Source organism: Haloarcula mannanilytica, assembly GCF_005406125.1.
Classification (GTDB): domain Archaea; phylum Halobacteriota; class Halobacteria; order Halobacteriales; family Haloarculaceae; genus Haloarcula; species Haloarcula mannanilytica.
In genome coordinates, this window is sequence record NZ_BIXZ01000001.1 from 528,755 (window position 1) to 554,547 (window position 25,793).

Annotated in this window: 30 protein-coding genes; 22 read left to right on the top strand and 8 right to left on the bottom strand. The window is 64.1% G+C overall.

Going from position 1 to position 25,793, the window contains the following annotated elements; translation table 11 throughout:
- Position 1 precedes the first annotated feature (1 nt).
- Both Harman_RS02560 and Harman_RS02565 read right to left on the bottom strand, forming a co-directional pair.
- Entirely contained in the window at positions 2-1,624 is a 1,623-nt protein-coding gene (locus Harman_RS02560; protein WP_137682253.1) for a type II/IV secretion system ATPase subunit, read from the bottom strand.
- Positions 1,625-1,768: 144 nt separating this feature from the next.
- On the bottom strand, positions 1,769-2,269 hold the full coding sequence (locus tag Harman_RS02565) for a TIGR04206 family protein (RefSeq protein WP_137682254.1): 501 nt from the start codon (positions 2,267-2,269) through the stop codon (positions 1,769-1,771).
- A 102-nt stretch (positions 2,270-2,371) separates the two neighbouring features.
- Between Harman_RS02565 and Harman_RS02570 the strand changes: the two genes are divergently transcribed.
- A complete protein-coding gene (locus Harman_RS02570; RefSeq protein ID WP_137682255.1) occupies positions 2,372-2,797 on the top strand; it encodes a DUF5793 family protein in 426 nt (141 codons plus the stop codon).
- Between the two features lie 7 nt (positions 2,798-2,804).
- Here Harman_RS02570 and Harman_RS02575 read toward each other — a convergent pair whose 3' ends face one another.
- Positions 2,805-3,587, bottom strand: coding sequence for an NAD-dependent protein deacylase (locus Harman_RS02575; protein WP_137682256.1), 783 nt, complete (start codon positions 3,585-3,587; stop codon positions 2,805-2,807).
- Positions 3,588-3,818: 231 nt separating this feature from the next.
- Between Harman_RS02575 and sucC the strand changes: the two genes are divergently transcribed.
- From sucC to Harman_RS02600, 5 genes are all read left to right on the top strand, one after another.
- Positions 3,819-4,967: an ADP-forming succinate--CoA ligase subunit beta gene (gene sucC, locus Harman_RS02580; RefSeq protein ID WP_137682257.1), complete on the top strand. Its 1,149-nt coding sequence runs from the start codon at positions 3,819-3,821 to the stop codon at positions 4,965-4,967.
- The gene (gene sucD / locus Harman_RS02585; RefSeq protein WP_137682258.1) at positions 4,964-5,836 is read left to right on the top strand and encodes a succinate--CoA ligase subunit alpha; all 873 of its coding nucleotides are present in this window, start codon (positions 4,964-4,966) and stop codon (positions 5,834-5,836) included. Before sucC ends, sucD begins: the two co-directional genes overlap by 4 nt.
- Positions 5,837-6,187: 351 nt before the next feature.
- Entirely contained in the window at positions 6,188-7,180 is a 993-nt protein-coding gene (locus Harman_RS02590) for a sensor histidine kinase (protein ID WP_137682259.1), read from the top strand.
- A gap of 245 nt (positions 7,181-7,425) precedes the next feature.
- Complete coding sequence (locus Harman_RS02595) at positions 7,426-7,662, top strand: transcriptional regulator (protein WP_137682260.1); 237 nt, start codon at positions 7,426-7,428, stop codon at positions 7,660-7,662.
- A gap of 247 nt (positions 7,663-7,909) precedes the next feature.
- A complete protein-coding gene (locus Harman_RS02600; RefSeq protein WP_137683115.1) occupies positions 7,910-8,935 on the top strand; it encodes a sensor histidine kinase in 1,026 nt (341 codons plus the stop codon).
- Positions 8,936-8,956: 21 nt separating this feature from the next.
- Here Harman_RS02600 and Harman_RS02605 read toward each other — a convergent pair whose 3' ends face one another.
- Positions 8,957-9,388 carry an SRPBCC family protein gene (locus Harman_RS02605; RefSeq protein ID WP_137682261.1) on the bottom strand — a complete coding sequence of 144 codons (432 nt, stop codon included), beginning with the start codon at positions 9,386-9,388 and terminating at the stop codon, positions 8,957-8,959.
- Positions 9,389-9,448: 60 nt separating this feature from the next.
- Here Harman_RS02605 and Harman_RS02610 point away from each other — a divergent pair, with 60 nt between their 5' ends.
- The 5 genes from Harman_RS02610 to Harman_RS02630 are packed head-to-tail and all read left to right on the top strand — an operon-like array spanning position 9,449 to position 14,682.
- A complete protein-coding gene (locus Harman_RS02610) occupies positions 9,449-10,351 on the top strand; it encodes an ABC transporter ATP-binding protein (protein ID WP_137682262.1) in 903 nt (300 codons plus the stop codon).
- Positions 10,352-12,229, top strand: coding sequence for an ABC transporter permease (locus Harman_RS02615; protein ID WP_137682263.1), 1,878 nt, complete (start codon positions 10,352-10,354; stop codon positions 12,227-12,229). It abuts the gene before it with no gap.
- The gene (locus tag Harman_RS02620) at positions 12,222-13,310 is read left to right on the top strand and encodes an ABC transporter permease (RefSeq protein WP_137682264.1); all 1,089 of its coding nucleotides are present in this window, start codon (positions 12,222-12,224) and stop codon (positions 13,308-13,310) included. The genes Harman_RS02615 and Harman_RS02620 overlap by 8 nt, the downstream gene beginning before the upstream one ends.
- Positions 13,311-13,353: 43 nt before the next feature.
- Positions 13,354-14,331: an aldo/keto reductase gene (locus Harman_RS02625; protein ID WP_137682265.1), complete on the top strand. Its 978-nt coding sequence runs from the start codon at positions 13,354-13,356 to the stop codon at positions 14,329-14,331.
- A 57-nt stretch (positions 14,332-14,388) separates the two neighbouring features.
- Positions 14,389-14,682 (top strand): hypothetical protein, encoded by a 294-nt coding sequence (locus Harman_RS02630; protein ID WP_137682266.1) that lies wholly within the window; start codon positions 14,389-14,391, stop codon positions 14,680-14,682.
- Positions 14,683-14,687: 5 nt separating this feature from the next.
- Here Harman_RS02630 and Harman_RS02635 read toward each other — a convergent pair whose 3' ends face one another.
- Positions 14,688-15,188, bottom strand: coding sequence for a macro domain-containing protein (locus Harman_RS02635; RefSeq protein ID WP_137682267.1), 501 nt, complete (start codon positions 15,186-15,188; stop codon positions 14,688-14,690).
- Positions 15,189-15,304: 116 nt separating this feature from the next.
- Here Harman_RS02635 and Harman_RS02640 point away from each other — a divergent pair, with 116 nt between their 5' ends.
- From Harman_RS02640 to Harman_RS21355, 7 genes are all read left to right on the top strand, one after another.
- Complete coding sequence (locus Harman_RS02640; protein ID WP_137682268.1) at positions 15,305-16,006, top strand: YqjF family protein; 702 nt, start codon at positions 15,305-15,307, stop codon at positions 16,004-16,006.
- Positions 16,007-16,083: 77 nt separating this feature from the next.
- Positions 16,084-16,758: a DUF2071 domain-containing protein gene (locus Harman_RS02645; protein ID WP_137682269.1), complete on the top strand. Its 675-nt coding sequence runs from the start codon at positions 16,084-16,086 to the stop codon at positions 16,756-16,758.
- 81 nt (positions 16,759-16,839) lie between these two features.
- Positions 16,840-18,225, top strand: coding sequence for an ATP-binding response regulator (locus Harman_RS02650; RefSeq protein ID WP_137682270.1), 1,386 nt, complete (start codon positions 16,840-16,842; stop codon positions 18,223-18,225).
- Between the two features lie 119 nt (positions 18,226-18,344).
- Positions 18,345-19,139, top strand: coding sequence for an HAD-IIA family hydrolase (locus Harman_RS02655; protein WP_137682271.1), 795 nt, complete (start codon positions 18,345-18,347; stop codon positions 19,137-19,139).
- A 66-nt stretch (positions 19,140-19,205) separates the two neighbouring features.
- On the top strand, positions 19,206-19,796 hold the full coding sequence (locus tag Harman_RS02660; RefSeq protein WP_137682272.1) for a DJ-1/PfpI family protein: 591 nt from the start codon (positions 19,206-19,208) through the stop codon (positions 19,794-19,796).
- Between the two features lie 199 nt (positions 19,797-19,995).
- Positions 19,996-20,223 (top strand): zinc ribbon domain-containing protein, encoded by a 228-nt coding sequence (locus tag Harman_RS02665; RefSeq protein WP_137682273.1) that lies wholly within the window; start codon positions 19,996-19,998, stop codon positions 20,221-20,223.
- A 2-nt stretch (positions 20,224-20,225) separates the two neighbouring features.
- Entirely contained in the window at positions 20,226-20,396 is a 171-nt protein-coding gene (locus tag Harman_RS21355; protein ID WP_200830809.1) for a hypothetical protein, read from the top strand.
- Positions 20,397-20,431: 35 nt separating this feature from the next.
- Here Harman_RS21355 and Harman_RS02670 read toward each other — a convergent pair whose 3' ends face one another.
- Positions 20,432-21,790, bottom strand: coding sequence for a PQQ-dependent sugar dehydrogenase (locus Harman_RS02670; protein WP_137682274.1), 1,359 nt, complete (start codon positions 21,788-21,790; stop codon positions 20,432-20,434).
- 115 nt (positions 21,791-21,905) lie between these two features.
- Between Harman_RS02670 and Harman_RS02675 the strand changes: the two genes are divergently transcribed.
- The 4 genes from Harman_RS02675 (at position 21,906) to Harman_RS02685 (ending at position 23,916) form a co-directional block, all read left to right on the top strand.
- Entirely contained in the window at positions 21,906-22,154 is a 249-nt protein-coding gene (locus tag Harman_RS02675; RefSeq protein ID WP_137682275.1) for an MTH865 family protein, read from the top strand.
- 130 nt (positions 22,155-22,284) lie between these two features.
- The gene (locus tag Harman_RS21360) at positions 22,285-22,434 is read left to right on the top strand and encodes a hypothetical protein (protein WP_200830810.1); all 150 of its coding nucleotides are present in this window, start codon (positions 22,285-22,287) and stop codon (positions 22,432-22,434) included.
- An 82-nt stretch (positions 22,435-22,516) separates the two neighbouring features.
- Positions 22,517-23,212, top strand: a complete 696-nt coding sequence (locus Harman_RS02680) for a metal-dependent transcriptional regulator (RefSeq protein WP_200830811.1) — start codon at positions 22,517-22,519, stop codon at positions 23,210-23,212.
- Positions 23,209-23,916: a TMEM165/GDT1 family protein gene (locus tag Harman_RS02685; protein ID WP_137682276.1), complete on the top strand. Its 708-nt coding sequence runs from the start codon at positions 23,209-23,211 to the stop codon at positions 23,914-23,916. Before Harman_RS02680 ends, Harman_RS02685 begins: the two co-directional genes overlap by 4 nt.
- A gap of 9 nt (positions 23,917-23,925) precedes the next feature.
- Here the strand turns inward: Harman_RS02685 and Harman_RS02690 are convergent, their stop codons facing one another.
- Together Harman_RS02690 and Harman_RS02695 are read right to left on the bottom strand one after the other, a co-directional pair.
- Positions 23,926-24,954 (bottom strand): metal ABC transporter permease, encoded by a 1,029-nt coding sequence (locus Harman_RS02690; RefSeq protein WP_137683117.1) that lies wholly within the window; start codon positions 24,952-24,954, stop codon positions 23,926-23,928.
- A gap of 41 nt (positions 24,955-24,995) precedes the next feature.
- Positions 24,996-25,793: a metal ABC transporter ATP-binding protein gene (locus tag Harman_RS02695; RefSeq protein WP_137682277.1), complete on the bottom strand. Its 798-nt coding sequence runs from the start codon at positions 25,791-25,793 to the stop codon at positions 24,996-24,998.

Here is a 25,793-nt window from a genome sequence, read left to right on the forward strand (position 1 = left end):
GTCAGGCTCTCGTGTCGTCGTCGATGTTCGCCATGACCTGCTCTTTGTCCGCGTAATACTTGTTGACCATCGCCGTGAACTTCCGGTAGTCGGTGATGCCTTCGGACTGGAGATACTGGAGGAACCGCTGGCGGTTCCGGAGTTCCGTGAGCAGTTCCGAGTGGGTCCAGCCACGCTCATTCCGGATTTCGTCCAGTAGCTCGCTGTTGTTCTCGGTGAAGCGGTCCTCGGTGGCCCGCCAGTTGTACGTCGTCGAGTAGTCCAGTTCGCCGGTCCGCTGGTCTATCCCTTCGATTTCGGCGAGCGTCTTCGCACGGCGGACGCGCTCGTCGCCCGAGCGGGCCAGCACCTGCACACAGAGGATGTCGAGGCTCTGGACCATCGGTCGCGGGACGTTGATGGGCTCGTTCTCCAGCCGATTGATGACCGTCTGGACCGAGTCCGCGTGCATCGTCGAAAACGTCGTGTGGCCGGTGTTCATCGCCTGGAACAGCGTAATCGCCTCCTCGCCGCGCACCTCGCCGACGATGATGTACTCGGGGCGGTGTCGCAGCGCGGAGCGCAGCAGGTCGTACATTGTGATATCCGAATCGTCCAACCGCTCGCGGGTGACCGAGGACAGCCAGTTATCGTGATACAGCGACAGCTCGCGGGTGTCCTCGATTGAGAGCACTTTCGAGCGGGGCGGGAGGAACATCGCCAGCGCGTTCATCGACGTGGTCTTGCCGGCGGCGGTCCCGCCAGCGAAGATGAGCGACTTGTTGGACTCGATGGCAAGCCAGAGGTAGGCGAGCATTTCGACGGAGAACGTACCGTACTCAAGCAGCTCGATGGGCGTGAACGGCTCGTCGGCGTACTTCCGGATGGTGAACGCCGACCCGCGCGGCGTGACTTCCTCGCCGAGTGCCAGTTCGATACGCGACCCGTCTGGCAGCGTCGTCGAGGCGACGGGGTCCGAAACGGAGACGTGCCGGCCTGAGCGCTGGGCCAACTGGATGACGAAATCGTTCAGTTCGTCGGCATCGTAGACGATGTTCGTCTCGATGTCGGTGTAGTCGTCGTGGTAGACGAAGATGGGGAGGTTCGCCCCGTCACAGGAGATGTCCTCGATGTCGGGGTCGTGCATCAGCGGGTCGATGTGGCCGTAACCCTGGAACGAGCGATACAGGTAGTAAAACAGGCGGTAGAACGTCTCCGGTTCGATGACGACGCCGTACTCCTCTAGCCTGGCTTCGAGTTCCTCCGCGAGGACGCGCTCGGGGTCGGTGTCAACATCCTCGCGGTAGATGAGCGGGATGCGGATGTCCTCGAACAGGCGGTCGAGCAGTTCCCGCTCGATGTCGGAAAGCGAGGGTTCGACGACCTGATACAGGTGTTCGTCGCGCTCCGGGTCGTGGTTGATAGAGGCGAAGGCGAACGGGACGTTCAGCCAGTAGCGTTCGACCTCGTCGTAGCCGTCGAGACCGTCGAACTCGACCAGCGTCCCGTGGCGGTTGGGGTCGTAGTTCGCCGTGGGAACTGCCGACCCGGAAAGCACCGTCGCCGTCCGCGAGAGCCACGACTGGATGTGGCCGAGCGGGTCCGAAACGAAGTCACCGGGTTCGGGGGGTTCTGGGTTCGACATCGGTGATTAGGTGGGGAGGACACGGCGCTCCCCGGAATATACCTCTCCTATCGTATCCACCTACTTAAATTCGCTCGCCGAATTATCAGCAGTATAATCGCCAGCAGCCGTGGGAACGGGAGACGCGACAGCGGCCCGTGTCACTCACGCCCGGTCGACAGTCAACAACAGATAGGCGAACACGAGCGCGACGAGGGCTCCGACGGGGACCGTGATGCCGGGGAAGGACGCGATGAACAGCCCGCTGGCCGCGAGTGTGAGGACGCCGACGAGTCCGAGCAGCCCGCCGAACAGCCGAACCGGGTCGACCGGGAGGGTCGCTTCGACGTGGTCCTCAGCGACGTAGTAGTAGAGGCTGAGGCCCAGTGGGAGGAGAAAGGCCGCGAACGCGGCGAACCCGAGTGTGCCGGCGAGCGTAAGCGGCTCTGACCCCTGAAACCCGGCGACCTGCCAGGCCCAGAGGAACGGCCGCTCGCCGGGCAGCGTCGCGCCGAAGATGAACTGGAACCGGAAGGGGAGAAACCGGAACCCGATGACGGTCACACCCTCGATTTCGAACAGCGAAACCGACCACGGGGCCAGTCCCACGAGCCACGTCGCAAGCACCGCGAACTCGCCGGCGTACTCTGATTTCACCCAGGCCATGCTACTGTCAGAGGGAAGGCCGGTCCGGTAAAAGCTACCGATACCGACAGTCGGTGCGCCGTTACGTTCATTTGGTCGGGCGACTAACTGTTAGACACCGGAATGAGGCGTGATTACTTCACCGTCGATATCCAGGCTTCGGCCGCCGACAACGACGACCCGACGATCGCAATCGAGTACGATGGGCCGACAGGAGCGCTCCGCGAACGCCTCGACAAAGTAGACGGCGGGACACTCGACGGCGAAGAGATCGACGTGACCTTCCGTCGCCAGCCCGATAGCGACGGCGTGCTCTCGCTGACGAACCGCCTCACCGGCGAGTACGTCTTCGAGGCGACAGCGCCGACTGAAGATATCGATGCGCTCGTCTCTACGGCGGACGCGCAAGACGACCCGCAGTTCACTATCCGACTTACCGACGATGAGGGCGAGTCACGGACATACGAGATGCGGACGCTGCTCGTCTACGATCCCGACGGAAGCCTCTTGCGCGGGCAGAGCCTGATCCCCGGCGGCGTCGAGTTGTAACGAGGCGCTACACCCGCTCGACAATCGCCGGAAGCACCCCCGTGACATCCGCCCGCAAGACGTGCGTGGCCTCGGTATCACGCGGCGTCTCCTCGTAGTTTATCACGACCAGCGTGCTACCCGCCTCCGCCGCGATTTTCGGCAACAGCGACGCCGGACGAACCGACAGTGACGACCCAATCGCCAGGAACACGTCGCTGTCCCGGGCAAGCCGCTGGGCCTCGTTCATCGCGATGTCCGGGAGCGATTCGCCGAACAGCACCACGTCGGGGCGGTAGATGCCGCCGCAGTCGCAGCGCGGCGGCAGGTCGCCGTCAGTGGCGGCCCGCTCGAACACCGCCTCGGCGTCCCGGCGGTCGCCACAGTCGTCACAGACCACACGCTGGTGGTTCCCGTGTAGTTCGATGACTCGGTCCGTCCCCGCAGCGTCGTGTAGGCCGTCGGTGTTCTGCGTGAGGACGCCATCGAGGTGCCCCGCGGATTCCAGCGTCGCCAGCGCTTCGTGGGCGGCGTTGGGTTCGGGGTCTAAATCGCCATAGATGGCCTCCCGAAGGGAGAGGCGATCCGCCCAGAAGCCCGCCGGGTCGGCGTCGAGTCGGCGGCGGTGGAAGTCCGCCGGGTCGTGGCGCTCCCAGATGCCGTCGTCGCCGCGAAAGGAAGGGATACCAGACGCCGTCGAGACGCCCGCGCCGGTGAGTGCGACGCCCGTTTCGGCGGTCCGGAGCGCATCGGCCACGGCATCGAGTGTCTCGTCGGCGACGCCATCGGTTCCGTGCCTGTCGTCGACCATACCTCCGCTTCGCAGTGCGATGCCGTGGGTCTGTCGGACGCGAGTGTGTCGTGAACGGCAACAGCAGGAATAATCTCAATATCCGAATATTCTGTTGGGCTGATCTGTATATTCCTACATAATTGTGTCCCGAATCGTGACACCTTCCCACGATTTGCCGGAGCGAATCCCGCGCTGTCACGAGGCGAGAAAGACGGATTTAAATTACCACCGCTCGCGTGTCTGTATGACATGCGCTTGCACGAATACCAGGCGAAGCAGGTCTTCGCTGACGCGGGGATTCCAACACCCGCATCGCAGTTGGCCGAGACAGTGGACGAGGCCGTCGACGCGGCCGAGGAAATCGGATATCCGGTCGCAATCAAGGCACAGGTACACGTGGGCGGCCGCGGCAAGGCCGGCGGTATCAAGCTCGTCGAGTCGAAGGAGGAGGCTCGCGAGGCTGCCGAGGACATCATCGGGATGGACCTCAAGGGCTACCACGTCTCGACGGTGCTCGTCGAGGAAGCCGTCGACTTCGTCAACGAGCTGTACGTGGGTGTGACGATGGACCGCAACGAGGGCCGGCCCGTTGCGATGGTCTCGACGAAGGGCGGCGTCAACATCGAGGAAGTCGCCGAGGAAGACCCCGACGCCATCGCCCGGGAGCACATCGACCCCGCGTTCGGAATGCACCCGTTCCAGGCCCGCAAAGTCGTCTACGAGGCCGGCGTCGACCGCGCGGTCGCAAACGACGTGGCGAGCGTTCTCACGACGCTGTACCAGCTCTGGGACGACCGCGACGGCGCTGACACGGAGATCAACCCGCTGATGATCACCAGCGATGACGAGGTCATCGCGGCCGATGCCGTCATGAACATCGACGGCGACGCCCTGTTCCGCCAGCCCGAAATCGCCGAGATGGGCGAAGAGGCCGCAGAGGGTGACGAACTCGAACAGAAGGCCGACGAGTACGGCTTCGACTACGTCCGACTGGACGGCAACGTCGGCATCATCGGCAACGGCGCGGGCCTCGTGATGACGACGCTGGACCTCGTGGACTACTACGGCGGCGAGCCCGCCAACTTCCTCGACGTTGGCGGCGGCGCGAAGGCCGACCGGATCGCCAACGCGCTCGATATGGTGTTCTCCGACGAGAACGTCGACTCGGTCGTGTTCAACATCTTCGGCGGCATCACCCGCGGCGACGAGGTCGCAAACGGCATCAACCAGGCCCTAGAGCAGTTCGACGAGATTCCGAAGCCGGTCACCGTCCGACTCGCGGGGACCAACGCCGAGGAAGGGATGGAGATTCTGAACGAGGACCTGGTCACGGTTGAGCACACGCTGGAGGACGCCGTCCAGCGTGCAGTCGAGTACGCGAAGGAGGTGGAAGCATGAGTGTTCTAGTCGACGAAGACACGCGCGTCGTCGTACAGGGAATCACCGGCGGTGAAGGGAAGTTCCACACCGAACAGATGCTGGAGTACGGGACGAACGTCGTCGCCGGTGCAGTGCCCGGCAAGGGCGGCCAGGAGGTCGCCGGCGTGCCGGTGTACGACACCGTGCAGGGCGCGGCCCGCGAGGAAGACGCTAACGCCGCCGTCGTGTTCGTGCCGCCGGCCTTCGCTGGCGACGCCTGCTTCGAGGCGCTTGACGCGAAGGGCATCGACCTCGTCGTCGCCATCACCGAGGGCATCCCGACCCAGGACATGGCGCGGGTCTACCGCAAACTCCAGGAGACCGACACGCACCTCGTCGGTCCGAACTGCCCCGGCGTCATCACGCCCGGCGTCGCCAAGCTCGGCATCCTCCCGGGGAACATCTTCTCCGAGGGGAACGTCGGGCTGGTTTCGCGCTCGGGGACGCTGACCTACCAGGTCGTCGACAACCTCACCAACCGCGGCATCGGCCAGTCGACGGCCATCGGTATCGGCGGCGACCCGATCATCGGGACGGACTTCATCGGCGCGCTCGAACAGTTCGAGGCCGACCCCGACACCCACGCCGTTGTGATGTGTGGCGAAATCGGCGGCGAGGACGAGGAGGAGGCCGCCCGCTACATCGGCGAGCACATGGACACGCCGGTCGCCGGCTTCATCGCTGGCCGCACGGCCCCGCCCGGAAAGCGGATGGGCCACGCCGGCGCTATCGTCTCCGGCTCCGGCACCGGAACCGCTCAGTCGAAGATCACTGCTCTAGAAGACAACGGCGTTCCGGTCGGTGACACGCCCGAGGAAGTCGCCGACCACGTCGAAGACCTGCTGTAGCGACGGGTCAGACGGTTTCTGACGAATATTTTCTAATCGATCTCGACAGTTTGCACTGAAGGACAACGGCGTCCTCGCGAGTGACACGAGGTCGACCGACGGGAGACCTCGATGCGATACGGCGAACGAAGTGAGCCGTGGAGCCGAGCGAGCGAGGGCTCGATAGACGAACGGAACGAGGTCGACCAGTGGGAGACCCCGCCGTGGCACGGCGAGCGATGCGAGCCGTGGAACGAAGTGAGTCTATCGGCGTTCCGGTCGGTGACACGCCCGAGGAAGTCGCCGACCACGTCGAAGACCTGCTGTAGGCCACCGTCGGTTTCTTGGTACCCGTTTTCGTAGGGCCAAAAGATGACGCCTGCTCGCGGGACCGTCCATCTCGTTGCCGGTACCGAAGCGACTGCTATGGCTGCAGCGCTCTCCGACGAACTGACAGCGGATGGTGTCAGAGCCGAGGCCGTTCAAGAGCCGAGCGTCGTACAGGACCGACTGGCCGAAGGAAATATCAGAAGTGTCGTCATCAGTGATAGCGACGACTGCGACGGGCTTGCGGTGTTCGAACAACTGCGAGCGGCAGGGGCCGTGGTTCCGATAGTACTGGTCGCGGCCGACCCCGATCCGGACCGAGTCACTGAGGCGCTCCGGGCCGGCGTCACTGATTACGTCGACACAGCAATGCCGTCGTCGCTGTTGGCCGCGCGGCTCGAAGCATACGCGACCCGGTGGCCGACGGACTGGCGCGTCGGTGCTGCACAGTGGGACGATATTTCAAGCGGCGTCTCACACGACGCGAAGAACCCGCTGAACGTCGTCATGGGTCGGCTGGAACTGCTCGATATCGGCGAACCCCACGAAGAAGCGTTGCTTCGCTCAGTGAATCGAGTCGAGTCGCTGCTCACCGACCTCTCTCGCATCGGGAGCATCGCGTGCCCGGTCTCGAAGACGGAGCCGCTCTCGCTTTCGGACGTAGCGAGAGAAGTCTGGGCTGCTGCGAGCTACGAAGACGCGACGCTGGAAGTAGCGACAGACGCCACTATCGACGCCGAAACCGACCGGCTCCAACTCCTGCTTCGTGAACTGTTCGACAACGCGGTCACACATAGCGAGGAGTCGGTGACCGTCACCATCGGCGACACCGATTCGGGGTTCTACATAGCCGATGACGGTCCCGGAATCCCCGAGTCGGACCGCGAGGACGTGTTCGACCAGGGCTTCGGGACGACGCGAGACGGAGAAGGGTACGGGCTGTTCCTCGTCGACACCGCGGCACGAGCCCACGGCTGGACGGTGACGGTCGGGGAGAGCGAGTCCGGTGGCACGCGCATCGACGTGACCACGTCCTAGCGGTTTGTTTACTGAGCTAAATGTGACAAGCAAGAACGTCCACTGCCAGTGTCGGGTTCCGAACCGCCTGATGCTGAGATGTGTAGATGACTGACCAGTTCTGCCGGCCATTACTATACAGGAGCTGAAATGTACGAACCACCGAAAACCGACGGACGGCGGGCGACCCTAACCTTCCGACAACGGAAAGAAGCGGCCGTGAACGTTCCGGTATCGCTATAAGGGATGAATCTGTAGTTTCGAATATGCCTCATATTTGTCGGAACTGCAAGCGGACATTTAGCACAGAACTCGAACTCGAACTCCACCGGGATATTTGCTCGGACGGGCAGCTCTACTGCGACGAATGCGGTGATCGATTCACGGAGCGAGCGGCCACGGAGGACGGCTGGCACTATCGGTGTCCAAACGAAGACTGTGACGGGTCCGGGATCGACGACGATATCCACAAAGTATCGGACGCACGCGTAACCAACCAGTAAGCCACAAGCGGTGCGACGAGGTCCGGATGCTCAGAACAGTGCTGTTGAATATCAAGATAGCCAGCAGACGTAAATGTCCACGTAACAAATCGGTGCCGACGTGATAGCTCCAGATCGTCGCTCGACCCGCTTACCGTCCGTTATTCAGGGAATCGGGTGGCTGCTTCTTCTCGGGAGCGTCGGTAATTACTTCTATTTCACTGGTGGTGGGCTTCCATCTGTTCTCACGGCCGATTTCGTGGTCAGCATGCTGGCCGTCGTGCCGTTCGCAGCGGCGATCATCGTCGGCGGGTTCTGGCTCACCACTTCGGATATCAGTTCGGACCGGTACCAGCGGATCGGGACCTGGTTCACCGGAGGCCTCGTCTCCTTTCTGTTGTTGAACATAGCGATGATTCTGACGTGGCCGCCAGGGTCACTGGGAGACACCATCGGATGGGGTCTGTTTGCAGCTACGATCGGCGGCTTTGGTTGTCTCATGATGGGTATCCTCGAAGCGCGTGCGATTTCGCGTGCCGTAGAGAGCGAGCGACACCGGCTCCAGCGGGAGGCCGCCGAACAGCGCAACGAACGGCTCGACGAGTTCGCGGCCGTGGTCGCACACGACCTCCGGAACCCGCTCAACGTCGCGTCGGGGAACCTCGAACTCGCACGTGACGAACACGACTCGGAACACCTGGATACGGCCGCTGCTGCGATGGACCGGATGGAGACGCTCATCGGCCGGACGCTGACGCTGGCCCGGAGCGGCCACGTCATCAGCGACACAGAGGCCGTCGATCTCACAGACCTGGTCGATAGCTGTTGGGACGCCGTGCCGACGGCGGACGCGACGCTCGAAAACGAGGCGACAATCGTCATCGATGCCGACCCGGATCGGCTTCGTCACCTGTTCGAGAACCTGTTTCGGAACGCCGTGGAGCATGGTTCCACGGAAAACCGGTTGGAATCCGATACCGCTATCGAACACGGCGGCACTGACCTGACGGTTCGCGTCGGCGAGATGGAGGGCGGGTTTTACGTCGCGGACAACGGCTCCGGAATCCCGCCCGCAAAGCGTGACGCGGTGCTCGATGATGGCTACTCGACCACGGACGGCGAAGGCGGCCTGGGGTTGGCAATCGTTCAGCGCATCGTCGGGGCTCACGGCTGGGAGATCGACGTGGCCGAGAGCGACGGCGGCGGGACGCGATTCGAGATTACGGGCGTCACGACGGTGGCGAACGCCGAGGAAAACGGTGCGACGCGGTCCCAGACACCGATACAGTCTTGACAGCGGTGCTGCAGCAGCTGCCTACTCGTTTCGCCGCGTTGCGATAGTCGCGATCCGCTGGCACGCCCGGGCACACACTGGCACGTAGCCGGTCGCAAGCGGTGGGATCTCGAATCCGACGACGGAGCCGTCGGTGCGTTCCTCGGCGAAGTGACCCGTCGCGGGGAGCCGCACAACGTCCCACGTCCAGCGATACGGCGCACACGCTGTCACGTCGAAAGGGAGCCACACCGCACCGGCAACGCGAATGCGGCCGGTCGACCCCGCGGAGATGTATCGGTTGTCCGTCTCGACGGCTGTGACCGACGGTCCCCAGTCGGACCAGCAGTCCGTGTCGGTCAGCACGTCCCACACGGTATCGACAGACGCGGCCACGTCGCGGCGGACGACCAGTCGCCGACCGTCCGGTGTTTGATCCAGCGAGACGCTGCTCGCACCGATATCGAGTGCCATTATCAGAAGCAATAGGGCGGAGCCAAGGTATAGGTTAGTTCACTCACAACCACTCGCAAGATGATTGACGCCCGGGATATTCGAAAGGAGTATGGCGGTTTCGTCGCTGTACAGGGCAGTTCGTTTTCGGTCGACCGCGGCGAGGTGTTCGGTATCATCGGGCCGAACGGGGCCGGCAAGACGACGACGCTGAAGATGCTTGCCGGACTGTTGGAGCCCACGAGTGGTACCGCCGAAATCGCAGGCCTCGACACCGAAACGGCCGAGATGCGCCAGAAATTGGGCTTTCTCCCCGAGGAGTCGCCGCTGTACGAGGAGATGACGCCGCTCTCCTATCTGAAGTTCTTCGCTGATCTCTACGACGTACCGCCGGACGTGGCCGAAGAGCGGATGCACGACACGCTGGACGAACTGGAGCTCGAACACCGCGACCGGAAGCTCGGCGACATGTCCAAGGGGATGAAACGGAAGGTCGCCATCGCGCGCTCGCTCATCAACGACCCCGACGTGCTCATCTACGACGAGCCGGCGTCGGGGCTGGACCCGCTGACGACGAACTACGTCATCGAGTTCACCGAGCAGTTGGCGGAGGAAGGCAAGACCATCGTCTTCTCGGCACACAACCTCTTTCACGTCGAATCCATCTGTGACCGTGTCGTCATCATGAACGAGGGCGAGATCGTCGCCCGCGGCGATCTCGAACAGTTGCAGGCCGAGTACGGCCACACGCGGTATCACGTCTACACGACCGTCGACGTGCCCGACGCGGTGCAGGAAAACGGGTCGTACAAGCGCGTCGTCGAGAGCATGGACGCCGTCGAGGAGACGCGCGAACAGGCGGAGTCGAACGGCGGTGACGTGGTCGATATACGGACAGAGGAATCCAGCCTGGAGGAGGTGTTCCTCAACGTCGCCGAGGCCGGGACCCGCGGCACGCGATACGTCGAGGAGGACGCGGAGTAGATGCAGCTCGACAAGCTCCTGCGCGTCGCAAAGTGGGAAGTCACAAAAAACGCCGGCGGCGTCGACAAGCGAACCATCGTCGTGATGGCGCTGTCCCTCGTTGCGATGGGTGCAGTCGCGGCAATAGCTGTCAGTGGCGGCAGCGCGGGCATGGACGACGGGATTTACCGCATCGGCGTCGACGACGACAGCCCGTACTACGGCGTCGCGGCCGATGATCGGACCTTCGACATCCGCGAGCCTGACCCCGCTGCAATCGAGCGACACGAGCAGGAACTCCTGTATCGCGGAACCACGCTCCGGAGTGTTCCACGGACGGCCAAAGAGCGTGCTGCCCTCACTGAACTCCGCGATAGCACGGCGCGGTACAACGACCGGACGCTCGCCCGGGACGACAACGGGACCGCCGCGTTCCCGGTGTCAGTGACGCTCGTCTACGAGCAGCAGTCGGGGAGCAGCCAGCTTGATCCCCGAAGCGACGACGGCAGTGGCGGGTCGGGCTCGGACGGGAGCGGATCGAGCACCGGCAACGGGGACGGTTCAGGCACGAGCGGCAGTGGCGGAAGTAACGGCGACGGCTCGGCAGCGAGCGGCGGCGGTGACGGAGCCACCGGCGGCAGCGGCGCGAACCTCGGTGCTATCGGCGCGCGGCTGACCGGCGACGTGCAAGGCGGCACCCCCTCGGACATCTCGCCGCCGTTCCCCTTCGAGTCGCTCGTGCTCGCCTTTCTCTACATCGTCCCGATGAACTTCGTCATCCAGGCCTACGGGTCGTCGATGCTCTCAGAACGGCTGAACCGTCGCGGGGAACTCCTGCTCGTGACGCCCGCTTCCCGAGGGGACATCATCGGCGGGAAGACCCTGCCGTACTTCCTGGGAGCCGTCGGCGTGACGGCGCTCATCACCGCAGCGCTGCGGTTCGGGAACATCGCGCCGGCGGGGAGCTACGTCGCGGTGCTGGCGGTGGTCCCGCTCGTCGTCCTGTTCCTCTCGGCGACGTTCTGCGGGGCGATGTTCGCCCGCTCGTTCAAGGAACTCACCTTCGTGACGGTGACGATAACGGTGACGCTGACCTCCTATGCGTTCGTCCCGGCCATCTTCACCGACGTGACGCCGATCGCGCTCATCTCGCCGCTGACACTGGTCGTGCTCGACCTGACCGGGCAGTCGGTCGGCCTCTCGTCGTTCGTCTTCTCGACGCTGCCGCCGCTACTGACCGGGCTGGTGCTGTTCGGGCTGGGGGCAGGACTGTACCGCGAGGAGGACATGTTCACCCAGCGGCCGATCCCGCTGAAGGTGCTCGACGCGCTGGCCGGTGGTATCAGATCCCGACGGAGCGCGCTGAAGATGAGCGTTCTCCTGTTGCCGCTGGTCATCGTCGCCGAACTGGCGGCTATCGCGTTCCTGTTCGTCCTCGATTCCGTGTCGCTGAACATCTTTGGGACGAACCAGTCGCTCGGCATCGTCCTCGTTCTCGGTGTCATCGTCATCATCGAAGAACTCGCAAAGAGCCTGCACGTCTATGCCGGCTACGAGCACGCCCGCTATGAGCGGACGCTTCGGTCGGCGCTTGGCGTCGGCGCGCTCTCCGGCCTCGGCTTCTTCATCGGGGAGAAAGGGCTGCTTATCGCCAGGCTGTCCGACCTAGAGAGTCTGCCTATCGGCGAGGCTGCGCTTCAAGGCGCAACGCTGCCGGCCGGCCTGCCGCTGTGGGTTGCAGGGCTGTTGTTCCTGCTCCCGCTTGCGCTGCATACGGTGACCGCGGCCATCTCGTCGGTCGGTGCGAGCCGTGGCCGCCGGGCCTACCTCGGCGGGTTGGGACTGGCTATCGTCATCCACTTCGCCTACAACTTCGCGGTGGTGAGCACCCTTGTCTGAGGACCGCCCCCTCTGGCGCGACCCCCGAGTGGTCGTCGCCCGGCGGGACATCCGGTCGCTGTCCCGCGAGAAGACTATCGTGCTGGCGCTGCTCATCCAGCTCTTTGTCGCCGGCTTCTCCTCGTTCCTCGTCGTCGGCCTCACATCGCTGTATGACCCCAGTTCCGTGGCGGCCGGCGAGGTCGAGATGGCCGTCACCGGCGACGCCCGCGAGGAACTAGAGGCTGCGGCCGCCGAACAGGACGGGACCAGCGTCACCGCGTTCGAAAACGAAGCCGCCGCCCAGCAGGCGTTCAATCAGCGCCGAGTGGACGCGATACTTCGTGGCGAGTACGTGCCGTCGACGCGCGGGCCGGGGGAACAGATACAGGTCACCGCCGTCGTACCGGAAGGGAGCATTCGGTCGACGCTCATCGTCGTCGAAGTTCGCCGGGTGCTCAGCGGGCTGGAGCGCCAGGAGCGCCTGGAGCGAACGCCGTACCTCGACCAGCCGCCCGTCCCGCTCCCGGACACTGTCAGCGCGAGTCAGTACTTCGGGTTCACCTACACCATCCTGATTCCGCTGTTGCTGTTCCTCCCGCCCTTTATCAGCGGTTCAGTGGCCGTCGACACCGTCACCGAGGAGATCGAACGCGGGACGCTGGAACTGCTCCGCGTGGCCCCGGTGTCGCTGCTCGACATCATCGACGGGAAGGCCCTGGGCATGGTGTTGCTGGCCCCCGCACAAGCGCTGCTGTGGCTCGGGCTGCTGTCCACGAACGGTATCGCCGTCTCGAACCCGGCGGCAATTCTACTGTTCATCACGGCCGTTACCGTCGTCGTCGTGACGCTCGGGGTCCTGTTGGGCATCACGCTCCAGAACCGTCGCCCGGCGCAGTTGCTGTTCTCCGTGCTCACTCTCGTGGTGTTCGGCGGGGCCGTCCTCCTCCCGGAGCATCCGGCGACGACGGTGGCGAAGTTGGCCGTCGACAGTCCGACGCTACTGACCTACGCCCACGTCGGCGGGGCAGTCGTGCTGGCGATTGCGGGCTACGCCGCTGCTCGGCTCTACATCGGACGGGTCGCGGCAGAGGCGCTGTAACCCACGCCGAACCTTTTTCGCCGATGCGCCCGCGAATCCGACCATGGAGTACACGACACTCGGGTCGACCGGCATGGAGGTCAGCCGGCTCTGTCTGGGCTGTATGAGCTTCGGAACCTCGGAGTGGCGCGACTGGGTGCTCGACGAAGAGGAGAGCCGCGAGGTCATCGAGCGGGCCATCGACCTCGGTATCAACTTCTTCGATACGGCCAACATGTACTCGATGGGCGAGTCCGAGCGCGTCCTCGGGACGGTCCTCGATGACTACGACCGCGACAGTCAGGTCGTCGCGACGAAGGGGTACTTCCAGATGGACGAGGACGACCCCAACTCCGGCGGGCTCTCGCGGAAGGCCATCGAGCAGGAGCTATCGAACTCACTGGAGCGGCTGGGGATGGACACCGTCGACCTCTACCAGATTCACCGCTGGGACTACGACACCCCCATCGAGCAGACGCTCCGAGCGCTGGACGACGCCGTCCGGCGCGGGCAGGCGCGCTACGTCGGCGCGTCGTCGATGTGGGCGCACCAGTTCGCGGACTCGCTCAGGACGAGCGAACGCGAGGGCCTGGAGCGGTTCGAGACGATGCAGAACCACTACAACCTCCTGTACCGGGAGGAGGAACGCGAGATGCTCCCGCTCTGTGACAAGGAGAACGTCGGCGTCATGCCGTGGAGTCCGCTGGCCCGGGGGTATCTCACCCGACCGCACGAGCAGGTCGAGGAGACGGTACGGGGCGAAACTGACGACCATGCCCGCGAACACCCCTATTACGAAGGGAACGGTTACGAGGTCAACGAGCGCGTGCAGGAACTGGCCGACGAGTACGACGCGTCGATGGCACAGATTGCGCTGGCGTGGGTACTTGACAAGGAGTGGGTCGATGCACCGATTATCGGCACGAGTAGCCTCGACCACCTCGAAGAAGCTGTGGCAGCGCTGGAGATAGACCTCTCGGAAAGCGACGTGGAGTGGCTGGAAGAGCCGTACGAGCCGGTGCGGGTGTCGGGTCACGAGTGAACCGACGAAACGGTTAAATCGCTGTGTGATGAAGTCCTAGGTTGAGGAGAGGTAACAATGACCAATGCTCGGGGACCGAGCAGCGAGACAATCGAGGAGACAGCAGGCAGTGACGCCTGTGTCTGTTCGATAGGTAACACAGTCGAACACTACATAAGCGGGATACTGGGGCTGGTCGCGACGCTCGTCGTCGGTGTGCAGGTCTATCCCTGGCTCCAAGCCGTCGCCGGGCCGTCGTCGTATCTCGGCTCGACGTGGCTGGTGTTCAGTTTCGCCGCGGTCTGGCTCGTCTGCTGGATCGTACTGGAGGTGGCCTGGGAATGGCGTGCCGGACGAGTACACTTGCTGTAGCTGGGTCAGCCGCGAACGTCGGCCGCGACCCGCCGTATCTCTACAAAGTCGTCCTCGGAGTAGGCGATGAGCCGTACGTCCGTTAGCGAGTCGGGCTGGAAGGCGCTGATCTCCTCACAGATGATTCGGACGCCGTCCTCGAAATCGAAGCCAGCGATGCCACAGCCCAGCGCCGGAAGGACCAGCGACTCGCAGTTCAGTGCATCAGCTTCCGCCAGCGCGTTTCGGGTGGCGTTCCGGATGCTCTCGGCGGTGGACTGCCCGCCCGGCGGCATCGCGGCGGCGTGGATGACATACTCGGCGTCGAGGTCGTAGGCGTCGGTCGTGGCGACGCCGCCGAGGTCGACCGGCCCCTTCGCAACGGCCTCGTCGTTGAGCCCCGACCCGGCCGCGCGTTTGAGCGCCCCGGCGACGCCAGAGCCCATCCGCAGGCTCGTATTGGCCGCGTTGACCAGTGCGTCCGCCGACTGTGCAGCGATGTCGCCCTGGATTACCTCGAACTCCATGCGCGATGCTGGGAGCGGAGCGGTCAAAGTTTTAGTGCCGAGGGACTGTGGCCTCTTGCTGGCTTGCTACCGAACCCCACGCCAGGCAGAAACCCATCTGGTCCCTACAAACCGACATGGACCTGCTGACGATGACGTGGCAGGACGTGGGGTTCATGCATTGGCCCGTCGAGCCCGAAATCGTCGGGGCGACGCTGCCCGACGGACTCGCCGTTGACACGTACGACGGGCGGGCGTGGCTCAGTGTCGTCCCGTTCCAAATGGCCGACATCAGGCCGCGAGGTAGTCCAATCGGTCGGTCCTTCGGCGAGCTAAATCTCCGGACCTACGTGGTGGCTGACGGGACGCCGGGCGTGTACTTCTACAACCTCGACGCCGACGACCGGCTCAGCGTCACGCTGGCCCGGCAGCTGTTCCAGTTGTCGTACTATCGCGCGTCGATGCAGATACGTGCCGATGGCGACAGCGTCGAGTTCCAGAGTCGTCGGACCAGTTCGCGTGCGCCGCCGGCGGATTTCCACGCCACCTACGGGCCGACGGGGCCACCGGAGACGCCCGAACCGGACTCCCTGGAGTCGTTCCTGGTGGAACGGTATCGCTTCTACGCCGCGAGCGACGACGGAACGGTGTACTACGCCGACATCGATCACGAACCCTGGCCACTGCAAGAAGGGCAGGCTGACATCGAGACGAACGGGCTGTTCGCCGCGTCGGGCTTCGACAGGCCCGACGGCGACCCGCTCGTCCACTACTGCGACGAGATTCCGGTGACGGCGGGACGACTCCGCCGGCTGAGGGATGCCGCGCCGGGACACTGATTCACGTGTTGGCCCCGGGACACCGACTGAGGTGTCACCCCCAGTACACTGATTAGCGTGTCGCCCCCAGTGACGGTGTGGTCGCCCTTCGCCCGCTGCAGGTCACCCTCGACGACGTGTGTTTCTGTCACTGGCCGGTTGCCGAGGAAGCGGTGCAGGCGGCCGTTCCCGACTGGCTCACCGTCGAAACGAGCGACGGCGACGCCTGGGTGTCGGCCGTCGCGGCGACCGTCGACCGCGTCGAGACGTTCGGCGTCGAGATCGCCGGGCCGTCAGAGTTGCTCACGGTGCGGACCTACGTCCGCGGGCCGAGCGGCCAGCGCGGGGTCTGCGTGCTGGCGCTGTTCGGCGACGACAGTCGGACAGCGACGGCGGTCTCGGAGTTGTTTCGGATCACCGTCGGGGACGCCATCCCGCGGACGCTCCCGACGACCGACCGACGACGGGTCCTCGATGCCGGCGAGCGGCGGCTGTTCGAGTGCCGGTACACGGTCACGGGTGACCCAGTTGCGATCCCGCCGGATTCGCTGGCCTCGTTTCTCGTCGACCGGCAGCGGTACTTCACGACCGGTCGGTTCGGAACGCGCCTCGTCGGCAGCGTCGGTCACGACCCGTGGCGGCTCGACCGCGTCGACGCCACCGTGACTGGGTCGGTATTTCCGTCGGTTGATATATCTGCGAGCGAATCGGACCCACTGGTCCACCACAGTCCCGGCGTCCAGGTATCGATAGCGCCACCGATACCGCGCTAACGGGTGTCTCACGGGCGACCTCGCTCCCTTGAAATATAAGTAGGGACAGCCCATTGGGGTGACAAGGACCCCGCCGCCCACATGACATCTGAAAACAATATACGGACGTTAGTCGTCGACGACAGCGATTTTTTCGCGGAGATGACCGCTGACACGCTCACCCAACAGCACGACATCGACTCGGTCGCCGCAAATAGCGCCGACGAAGCACTGGACCGGCTCGACGCGGAAGGGTTCGACTGCGTCGTCAGCGACTACGAGATGCCCGAGATGGACGGCCTGGAACTGCTTGAGTCGATCAGGGAGACGAACTCGTCCATCCCGTTTATTCTGCTGACCGGGCGGGGAGACGAGGAGACGGCGAGCGCGGCTATCAAGGCGGGTGTCGCCGACTACCTCCTGAAGCTCGAAGTCGTCGAAGACAAGCAGTACGGCCGGCTGGCAAACCGAATCGAGAATGTCGTCTCCCAGGAGCGCACTCGCCGGAAGTTCGAGTCGTTGGTCGCAGACTCCCCCGACGGTATCGTTCATCTGACGACTGACGGGACCATCCTCTCGGTGAACCCCTCGATGGCCGACTGGCTGGACGACGACCCCGACACACTCATCGGGCAGACACTTGACGATGTGATGGACAGCGAGGCGGCGACACAGCGCGTCGAGGCCGGCCGGAACGCGGTCGAGAGCGGCACTGCGACGCGGACGGAAGACGCCGTCGGCGGGCGCCATTACCAAAACCAGTTCATCCCCGTGGACAGCCACCGCGAGATCGATACGTTCCAGTTGGTCTCGCGTGACATCACTGAACGCGTCGAACGCCAGCACGAACTGGAGCGCCAGAACGAGCGACTGGAGGAGTTCGCCAGCGTCGTCAGCCACGACCTCCGGAACCCGCTGAACGTCGCTCAGGGCGCGGTCGACCTGCTCACTGAGCCAGCAGACAGCGAAGAGGCCGAACTGGTCGCCAAAATCGACCGGTCGCTGGACCGAATGGGCTGTATCATCGAGGACGTGCTCGCACTGGCTCGGCAGGGCCGAACTGTCAACGACCCACAGGAGACTGAGCTGTCGACGCTGGCGTCGACCGCGTGGACCTGGATCGAAGCCGAACAGTCCTCGATGTCGGTCGAGTCGAGCGCGGAACTCGCGGCCGACAGCGGGCGCGTTCAGGACCTGCTGGCGAACCTGTTCCGGAACGCTATCGAACACAACGACGGCGAGGTCGAGATCGAAGTCGGGCTGCTGGAGTCGGGAGAGGGCTTCTACATTGCGGACGACGGAACGGGCGTCGACGGCGACGCCGACGACGTGTTCGAGATGGGGTACTCCTCGACCCAGGACGGAACCGGGTTCGGCCTGGCCATCGTCGAGCAGGTCGCCGAGGCCCACGGCTGGGAGGTGTCGCTGACCGACAGCGACAGCGGCGGGGCGTGCTTCGAGGTGACCAGCGTCGAACTGCACGACTGATAGTGAGTATTGGAGCGATTTACCGGGACGCGCCGACCCCAGGGGCGGCGCTATCCGGAAATAATCTACAATACTCACTATGAGACGGACTTTTCACTGCCGGGCTCCGAGTAGCGGTAATGACAGTCGAGGGGGTCATCGTCGACCTAGATGGGACGGTATACCACGGCGACACCCTGTTGCCGGGCGCGGCGTCGGCAATTGATGTACTCAGAGAGCGAGGCCTGCGGCTCTGCTTTTTCTCGAACAACCCCATCCACGACGGCAGCGAGTACGTCGAGCGCTTGCGAGGGATGGGCGTCGACGCCCGCAAAGGTGAGGCCTGTTCCTCAGGCGTCGTCACCCGCGAGTACCTCAACGAGGCCCACGCGGGGGACAACGTCTTTGTCATCGGGAGCGATCAGCTGTGCAACTTAGTCGACGGAACAGACGCACGCTTGGTCGGGGACGCCGTCGAAACGGAGGTCCTACTGGCCTCCTGGACCGACGGCTTCCACTACAGCGACATGGTCGACGCGCTCCGGGCCATCGACGACGACACCGCCTTCCTTGGGACGGACCCGGACCGGACCTTCCCCGGGGAGGACGGCGCGCCGGTCCCTGGTTCTGGGGCCATAATCAACGCGATTTCCGGCGTCATCGAGCGGGACCCGGACCGGATACTCGGCAAACCGTCCGAGATCGCCGTCCAGGCGGCGCTGGAGCGGCTGGGCTGTGCGCCGGCGGACTGTCTGGTCGTCGGTGACCGACTGGAGACGGACATTGCGATGGGCGAACGGAACGGGATGACGACAGTCCTCGTCCGGACCGGCGTGACCGACGAGCGGGCGCTGGAACGGAGTGCCGTCACCCCCGACTACGTCATCGACTCGCTGGCGGACATCGAGCAGGTACTCTCGTCGCTCGACGTGTGACAGAGAAGTGGTAATTCACCTTCGGCTTTATTTCGACAGCGTGCGTACTACTGCCCGGTGATACCGATGGGCAAAGACATCCTCATGATCGTCGGCGATTTCGGCGAAGACTACGAAATAATGGTGCCGTTCCAGGCGCTGCAGATGGTCGGCCACGAGGTCGATGCGGTGTGTCCCGACAAGGAGGCCGAAGAAACAATCAAGACAGCGATACACGACTTCCGCGGCGACCAGACCTATATGGAGTCCCGCGGCCACGATTTCGTCCTGAACGCGACGATGGCCGACGTGAATCCCAGCGACTACGACGCACTGTGTGTCCCCGGTGGCCGCGCCCCCGAGTATCTGCGGACCTACGACGAGGTGCTTGATGCGGTACGGCACTTCTTCGAGGAGGACAAGCCCGTCGCGGCACTGTGTCATGGCCCGCAGATTCTCGCCGCCGCCGACGTACTCGACGGCTATGAGATGACATCCTACCCGGCCTGTCGCGCCGAGTGCGAGGCCGCCGGTTGCTCGTGGGTCGACGAAGTGGTCACCGACGGCAACCTCGTCACCGGCCAGGCCTGGCCCGACCACCCCGAGTGGCTTGCGCAGTTCATGGACCTGCTCGGCGACGAGGTGTCCCACGGCGACCCGATTCCGGCCGACGACTAGAGGACCCGTCAGCCGACCGATGCAGGATTGAGCGATTCATAACAAACAAATAACGTGCGCGTTTCCCTCCGTTGAGGCGGGTGGGTTCTGGCATAGTGCACCACTGAATTCTCCCGCCTCGTTTTGCGGTTCAGTGCCTCAGAACTGTCGACAGGGTAGCACCAGATTTGTTAGACCGGGGTACGAAAGGCCGACTGCAATGCCCTCCAATACACGAACGGAAGACGACGACCGCGGCTGTCCGAAGTGCGGCCACACCGGCACTGACGTGGGTAGCATCTCGACCACCGGCGGCGGCCTCTCGAAGATGTTCGACATCCAGACGAACCAGTTCCAGGTCGTCACGTGTACGAACTGCGGCTACTCGGAGCTGTACCGGGACACCGGGTCCGCGGGCAGTGATCTGGCCGATATCTTCCTCGGCTGACGATGCCCGCTGGTACTGGGCTGTTCCTCGTGGTCCTGCTGTTCGCACTGGCCGCGCCGCTGGTCCTGTACGCGCTGGTCCGTAGCGAGCGCGACCAGCGCGTCGAGACGGACCGCGAGACGGCCGAGCGGCTGGCCCGGCGCGATACGGACGATGACAGCCGAGTCCGGTAGCGAAGCGGGACCGCTTGCCGGTCCGAACCGCCGAGCTACGCCTCTCGGACCCGGTGTACGGCACCGCTGTCGCCGCTGACGCCGCCGGCGTCGGTCGTACAGACGAGTAGCTCTCCCGCCGGGGTTCGGCCGAAGGACAGGACGTTCGAGCCGAAGCTATCGTCGGCGACTGGCACGGCCGTGACCGGCCACAGACCGTCGTCGCGCTCTCGTGCGACGAACAGTCGCCCGTCGGCCCGCCAGTCGGCGAACACGTAGTGGCCGTCCAGTGCGGGCACGTCCGCCCCGTCGTACAGGTACCCGCCGATGACGGAGATGCCGGACACTTCTCCACCCTCGTGTGGGTACTCGATAATCGGGTCGACGAGCGGATCGCCGTCGGGCGTTTTGCCGGGACACTCATCGGCCCCGAAACAGTGGGTCGCCTCGCGGACGTTCCAGCCGTAGTTGCCGCCGCGCTCGACGACGTTCACCTCTTCGTACTCGTTCTGTCCCACGTCGGCGACAAACAGGCGGCCGTCAGGGCCGAAGGAGAAGCGCCAGGGGTTGCGAAAGCCCCAGGCGTACTGTTCGTCGAGGCCGTCGCCGTCGACGAGTGGATTGTCTACCGGAACCGCGTACGGCGAGTCGCCGTCGCTGTCGACATCGATCCGGAGGATGCTCCCGAGCAGATTCTCGGTCACGTCCTGCCCGTTGCCGCCCGGCACGGCGTCGTACCAGTCGTCAGCGTGGCCGGTGCCCTGATCGTTCGCGCCGCCGCCATCGCCGACACCGACGTAGAGGTACCCGTCCGGGCCGAACGCGATGGACCCCGCATTGTGGTTGGCTTGTGGCTGTGGAATCTCAAGTACTGTCCGCTCGGAGTCGGGGTCAAACGAACCGTCATCTACCCGGAACGACGACAGGACGAACGTGTGGGAGTACGAGTCGGGTGTTCCCTCACGCTGTGGGGCGCTGTACCGCAAAAACACCCGGCCGTTCCCGTCGAAGTCAGGGTGGAACGCGACCCCGAGCAGTCCGCGCTCGTCGTAGCCGCTCACGTCGACGACGCGGTCCCGGATATCGAGCGCCACTTCGAGGTCGCCGCCGTTGGTGACCCGATACAACTGTCCGGGTTGGTCGACGACGTACGTGGTCCCCTCTGTCGGGACCGACACGCCGACCGGCGAGGTGAGTCCGCTGGCGAGTGTTTCGACGCCGAGTTCGAGCGAATCGAGGGCATCCGCTGCCGGTGTTCCGTCGCTCCCGGCCGTCGCTCCATCGGTTCCCACCCCGCCGTTTCCAGTGGCTGTTTCGCCGTCGCTCTCGTCGCCGCCGGGAGTAGCACACCCAGCAAGGCCGACACTGATCAGGAGTCCGGTCTGAATGAATCGCCGGCGGGAGGGGCGCTCCATACAGACCCAACGGCGCGCGAGTCCATCAACGTTGCACTCCCCGAATAAACTCAAAACAATGGTAGAGTGTACCGATGTCGAACCTTTTATACTAATTCTTGCACAACGTCCGCCCATGGTAGACAAAGAAGAGCTCCGCTCGCAGTTCGTCGAAGCATTCGAGGAAGCAGACTACCCGATTTCCAGTCCGATGGACCTCGTTCCGGCGCTGCCCAGCGGCCCGTCGACGAAATTCGAGTCCGGCGACTTCTCGATGACGGCGATGGAACTGAACACGAAACTGGACGGGGAGTTCCCCTACGAGAGCGTCGACGACTTCGTCGACGATGTCATGTCGTCGCTCGAAGACCAGGACCTGATCTGATCGGGGCCAACCGGGCTCGGACACTCTGTTCCGATTTTGCGCCACAGTCCGTGTAGCACCAGCCGAATCGGTCCGAGAGCCCCGCTCGCCAGACCTTGCGGTTTATCAGGCTACCGTCCATAGCCGAGATATGGTCGGTTTGTCGGGAATCGAGACGCTCGTTCGGACGTTCGGACCCTTTCTTATTCCCGCGACGCTGTTCGTACTGGGTGCGATCGGCTATCTGTTCCTGTGGCTGTTGACCCGCCACCGGCGTGAAACGTACGCTGCAGACGAGTAATAACAGGCGACGTGATGTGACCGGCGGAAACAAAGTTGTTGGAACCGCCAATCTTTTGCATTAGATGTGTCTAATTTGGTGTATGTTGAGTGCCAAGATGGAGGATTATCTGAAGGCGATCTATCGCTTGGAGCGGGACGGCGACCCGCCGATTTCTCCCTCTACTATCGCCGAGACGCTGGATGTCACGGCCCCGACGGTCACCAGTATGGTCGAGAAACTGGCCGACCGCGGACTCATCGAACGCGAGAAGTACAAGGGCGTCCAGACGACGCCGGAAGGCGAGACAGTGGCGTTAGAGATCATCCGCCATCACCGCCTGCTGGAGACGTTCCTGACAGAGCAATTGGGCTACGACTGGGCAGAGGTCCACGAGGAGGCCGAGGTGCTCGAACACCACATCAGCGAAGAGTTCGAGCGCCGGGTCGCGGCCGTCCTCGACGAGCCGGAGTTCGACCCCCACGGGGACCCGATCCCCAGCGACTCGCTGGACCCTATCGACGACGACTCCGCGACGGCGCTGTCAGAACACGGGGAGGGGGGCCGACTCGAAGTCACGCGGGTCCGGGACCGGGACCCCGACGAACTCACGTACCTCTCCGACGCCGGCATCACACCGGGGACAGTGCTGACTGTCGAGGAAGTCGCCCCCATCGGGATGGTGACGGTCCAGCTAGAGAGTGGCTCGTCAGTGTCGTTACCGGATCGGATCGCCGACGCGATTCAGGTCCGCGCACCGGAGGCAGAACAGGCCGGTGATGGAGTGACCAAGGCATGAGCGACGTGACGTGGCTGACAGTCGTCGCGATAGCGGCCGGTGCGCAGTTGGCGGTTCTCCCGGGCGAGAAAGTCCAGTTCATCATCGCCGGCCTGTCGACACGGTTCAATCCCTTCCTCGTGGTCAGCGCGGCAGGGACGGCCTTCGCCGGCTGGACGGCACTGGAGATCTGGTTCGGGTCCACGATCACGTCGTTGCTGCCCGGTATCGTCCTCGAAAGTCTCACTGCCGGGATGTTCCTGCTATTCGCAATATTACTGCTCCGCAGTGCGCCGGCGGCCGACGCGGAGCAACAGGAACCCGCATCGGGCTTCACCACCGACGGTGGCCAGTTAGACGTTCGCGTGCCGGTAACTGACTGGCAGGTCCCGAACAAACTCGGCGGCTTCCTGCCTATCTTCGCGATGATGGCTTTCGGTGAGTTCGGCGACAAGACCCAGCTCATAACGATCACGCTCGCCGCCCAGTACAGCGCCCAGGCAAGCGCTATCTGGGCAGGCGAGATGCTCGCTATCATTCCGGTGAGCCTGGCGAACGCGCTGTTCTTCCACCGGTTCGCGCACCGCTTCGACCTGCGAACAGCCCACTTTGTCGGCGCTGGGCTGTTCCTGTTTTTCGCCGCGGACTTCGCTCTGAGCGTGACGATGGGCTTCTCGCTGTGGGAAACGATGGTGTCGTCGATAGCGCAACTGGCGAGCGCGTAAGTCGGTCGCCTAATCGCTCGTTATCGTGTCTACGTCCGGCGTCCGCTCTGTTTCCATAGCTGTCTGGACTTTCCCGACGACGACGGTACAGACGTAGATGCCGACAGCGACGAGGACGATGACGCCGCCAGCGGTCGCGCCGCCGTAGTAGGCCAGGCCGATGCCCAGCAGGACGGCGAGTTCCGCGAGGACGATAGCGACGAGCAGCGACTCCGAAAAGCTCCGCGACACTTGCGTCGCGCCGGCGACCGGCACGACCAGCATCGCCGCGACGAGGATGACGCCCATAATCTGCATCGCACCGACGACGACCAGCGCGGTCAGCATGACCATGAGCCGGTTGTACCAGTCCACTGGGAGGCCGGCCACCTCGGCGGCCGTCTCGTCGAACGTGACGTACAGCAGTTGGTTCCGGGTGAGGCCGACGACGCCCACGATAATGCCGAACAGAACGAGCATGATGATGGCGTTCTCGGCCGACACCGTCGAGAGGTTCCCGAACAGGTACTGATTGATACCCACCGCGAGCCCGCCGGCGTTGAGGCTGATGAGGACCGTGCCGAGGGCGAATCCCGTCGACAAGACGATAGCCATCGACACGTCGTTGTAGGCGTCAGTCACCTCGGAGATGAGTTCGATGAGTAGCGCCGCGATGATCGCCACCACGACGGCGGTGAGGTACGGCGAGATACCGAACTCGAAGACGCCGTTCAGGAAGAGTCCCACGGCGACGCCGGCGAAGGCCGTATGCGCCAGCGCGTCGCCGATGAGCGCCAACTGTCGGTGGACCAGAAAGGTCCCGATGAGTGGCGCGATAACGCCGATACAGAGTCCGACGAGCAACGCCCGGTACATGAATGTGTAGTCGGGGTTGATGACATCAAACCCAGTCACGCCGTACAGTTGCCGCAACAGCCAGTACCAGGCTTCGAGGACGACCAGCAAGGCGTCGGACACTGCGCCGCCAACTGCAAGCGGTGCGGCAGCCGGGCTCGCTTCCGCCAGGACCACGGACGAAGCCACGTCGGCCGGCAGCATCCCGGCAAGGACCGTCAGAACTGCGAGAATATCGACAGTCATCAGTCCGCTCCCGTCGTCATTCCGGCTCCGAACGCTCGGGCTAGCGCCTCGCTGTCGGTGAACTCGTCGGTCGGTCCGTCGAAGTACACCTCGCGGTTGAGACAGATGACGCGCTGGGCGTGTTCGGTCACCGCTCCGAGGTCGTGTTCGATGAGCAAGACCGTAATGCCGCCTGCATTCAGCGACGCCAGCAGGTCGTAGAAGGCGTCGACGGATTCGGTGTCAACGCCGACCGTCGGTTCATCCAGCACGAGCAGTTCGGCCTCGCCGGCCAGCGCTCTCGCGATGAACGCCCGCTGTCGCTGCCCGCCGGAGAGCTGTGTTATCCGGCGGTCGGCGAAGGCAGTCATGCCGACCGTCTCCAGCGCCTGGTCGACGGCGCGCCAGTCTCCCTCGGACAGGCGACCGAAGCCGACGTGGGGGAACCGACCCATCTTGACGACTTCCCGAACAGTGATTGGCATGTCCTTGCTCGCGCTGGCCTGCTGGGCGACGTAGCCGATTCGCGTCCCGTCGTCGAAGGCTGTCGCGGGTTCGCCGAACAGTCGAGCGGTGCCGCTGTCCGGTTCAAGCAGGCCGAGCAGCAACTGCATGAGCGTCGACTTGCCCGACCCGTTCGGTCCCACAACGGCCACGTACTCGCCGGCGTCGATACTGAATGAGATGTCCTCGACCACGGGCGTCGCGGTGTAGCCGAAACGCACGTCGTTGAGGTGGACGACCGCCCCGCCGGTGTCGGCTGTACCGGCGGCGTCGTCGGCCTGTGCTCCGTCCGCTGTAGAGTCCTGTGATTGCAT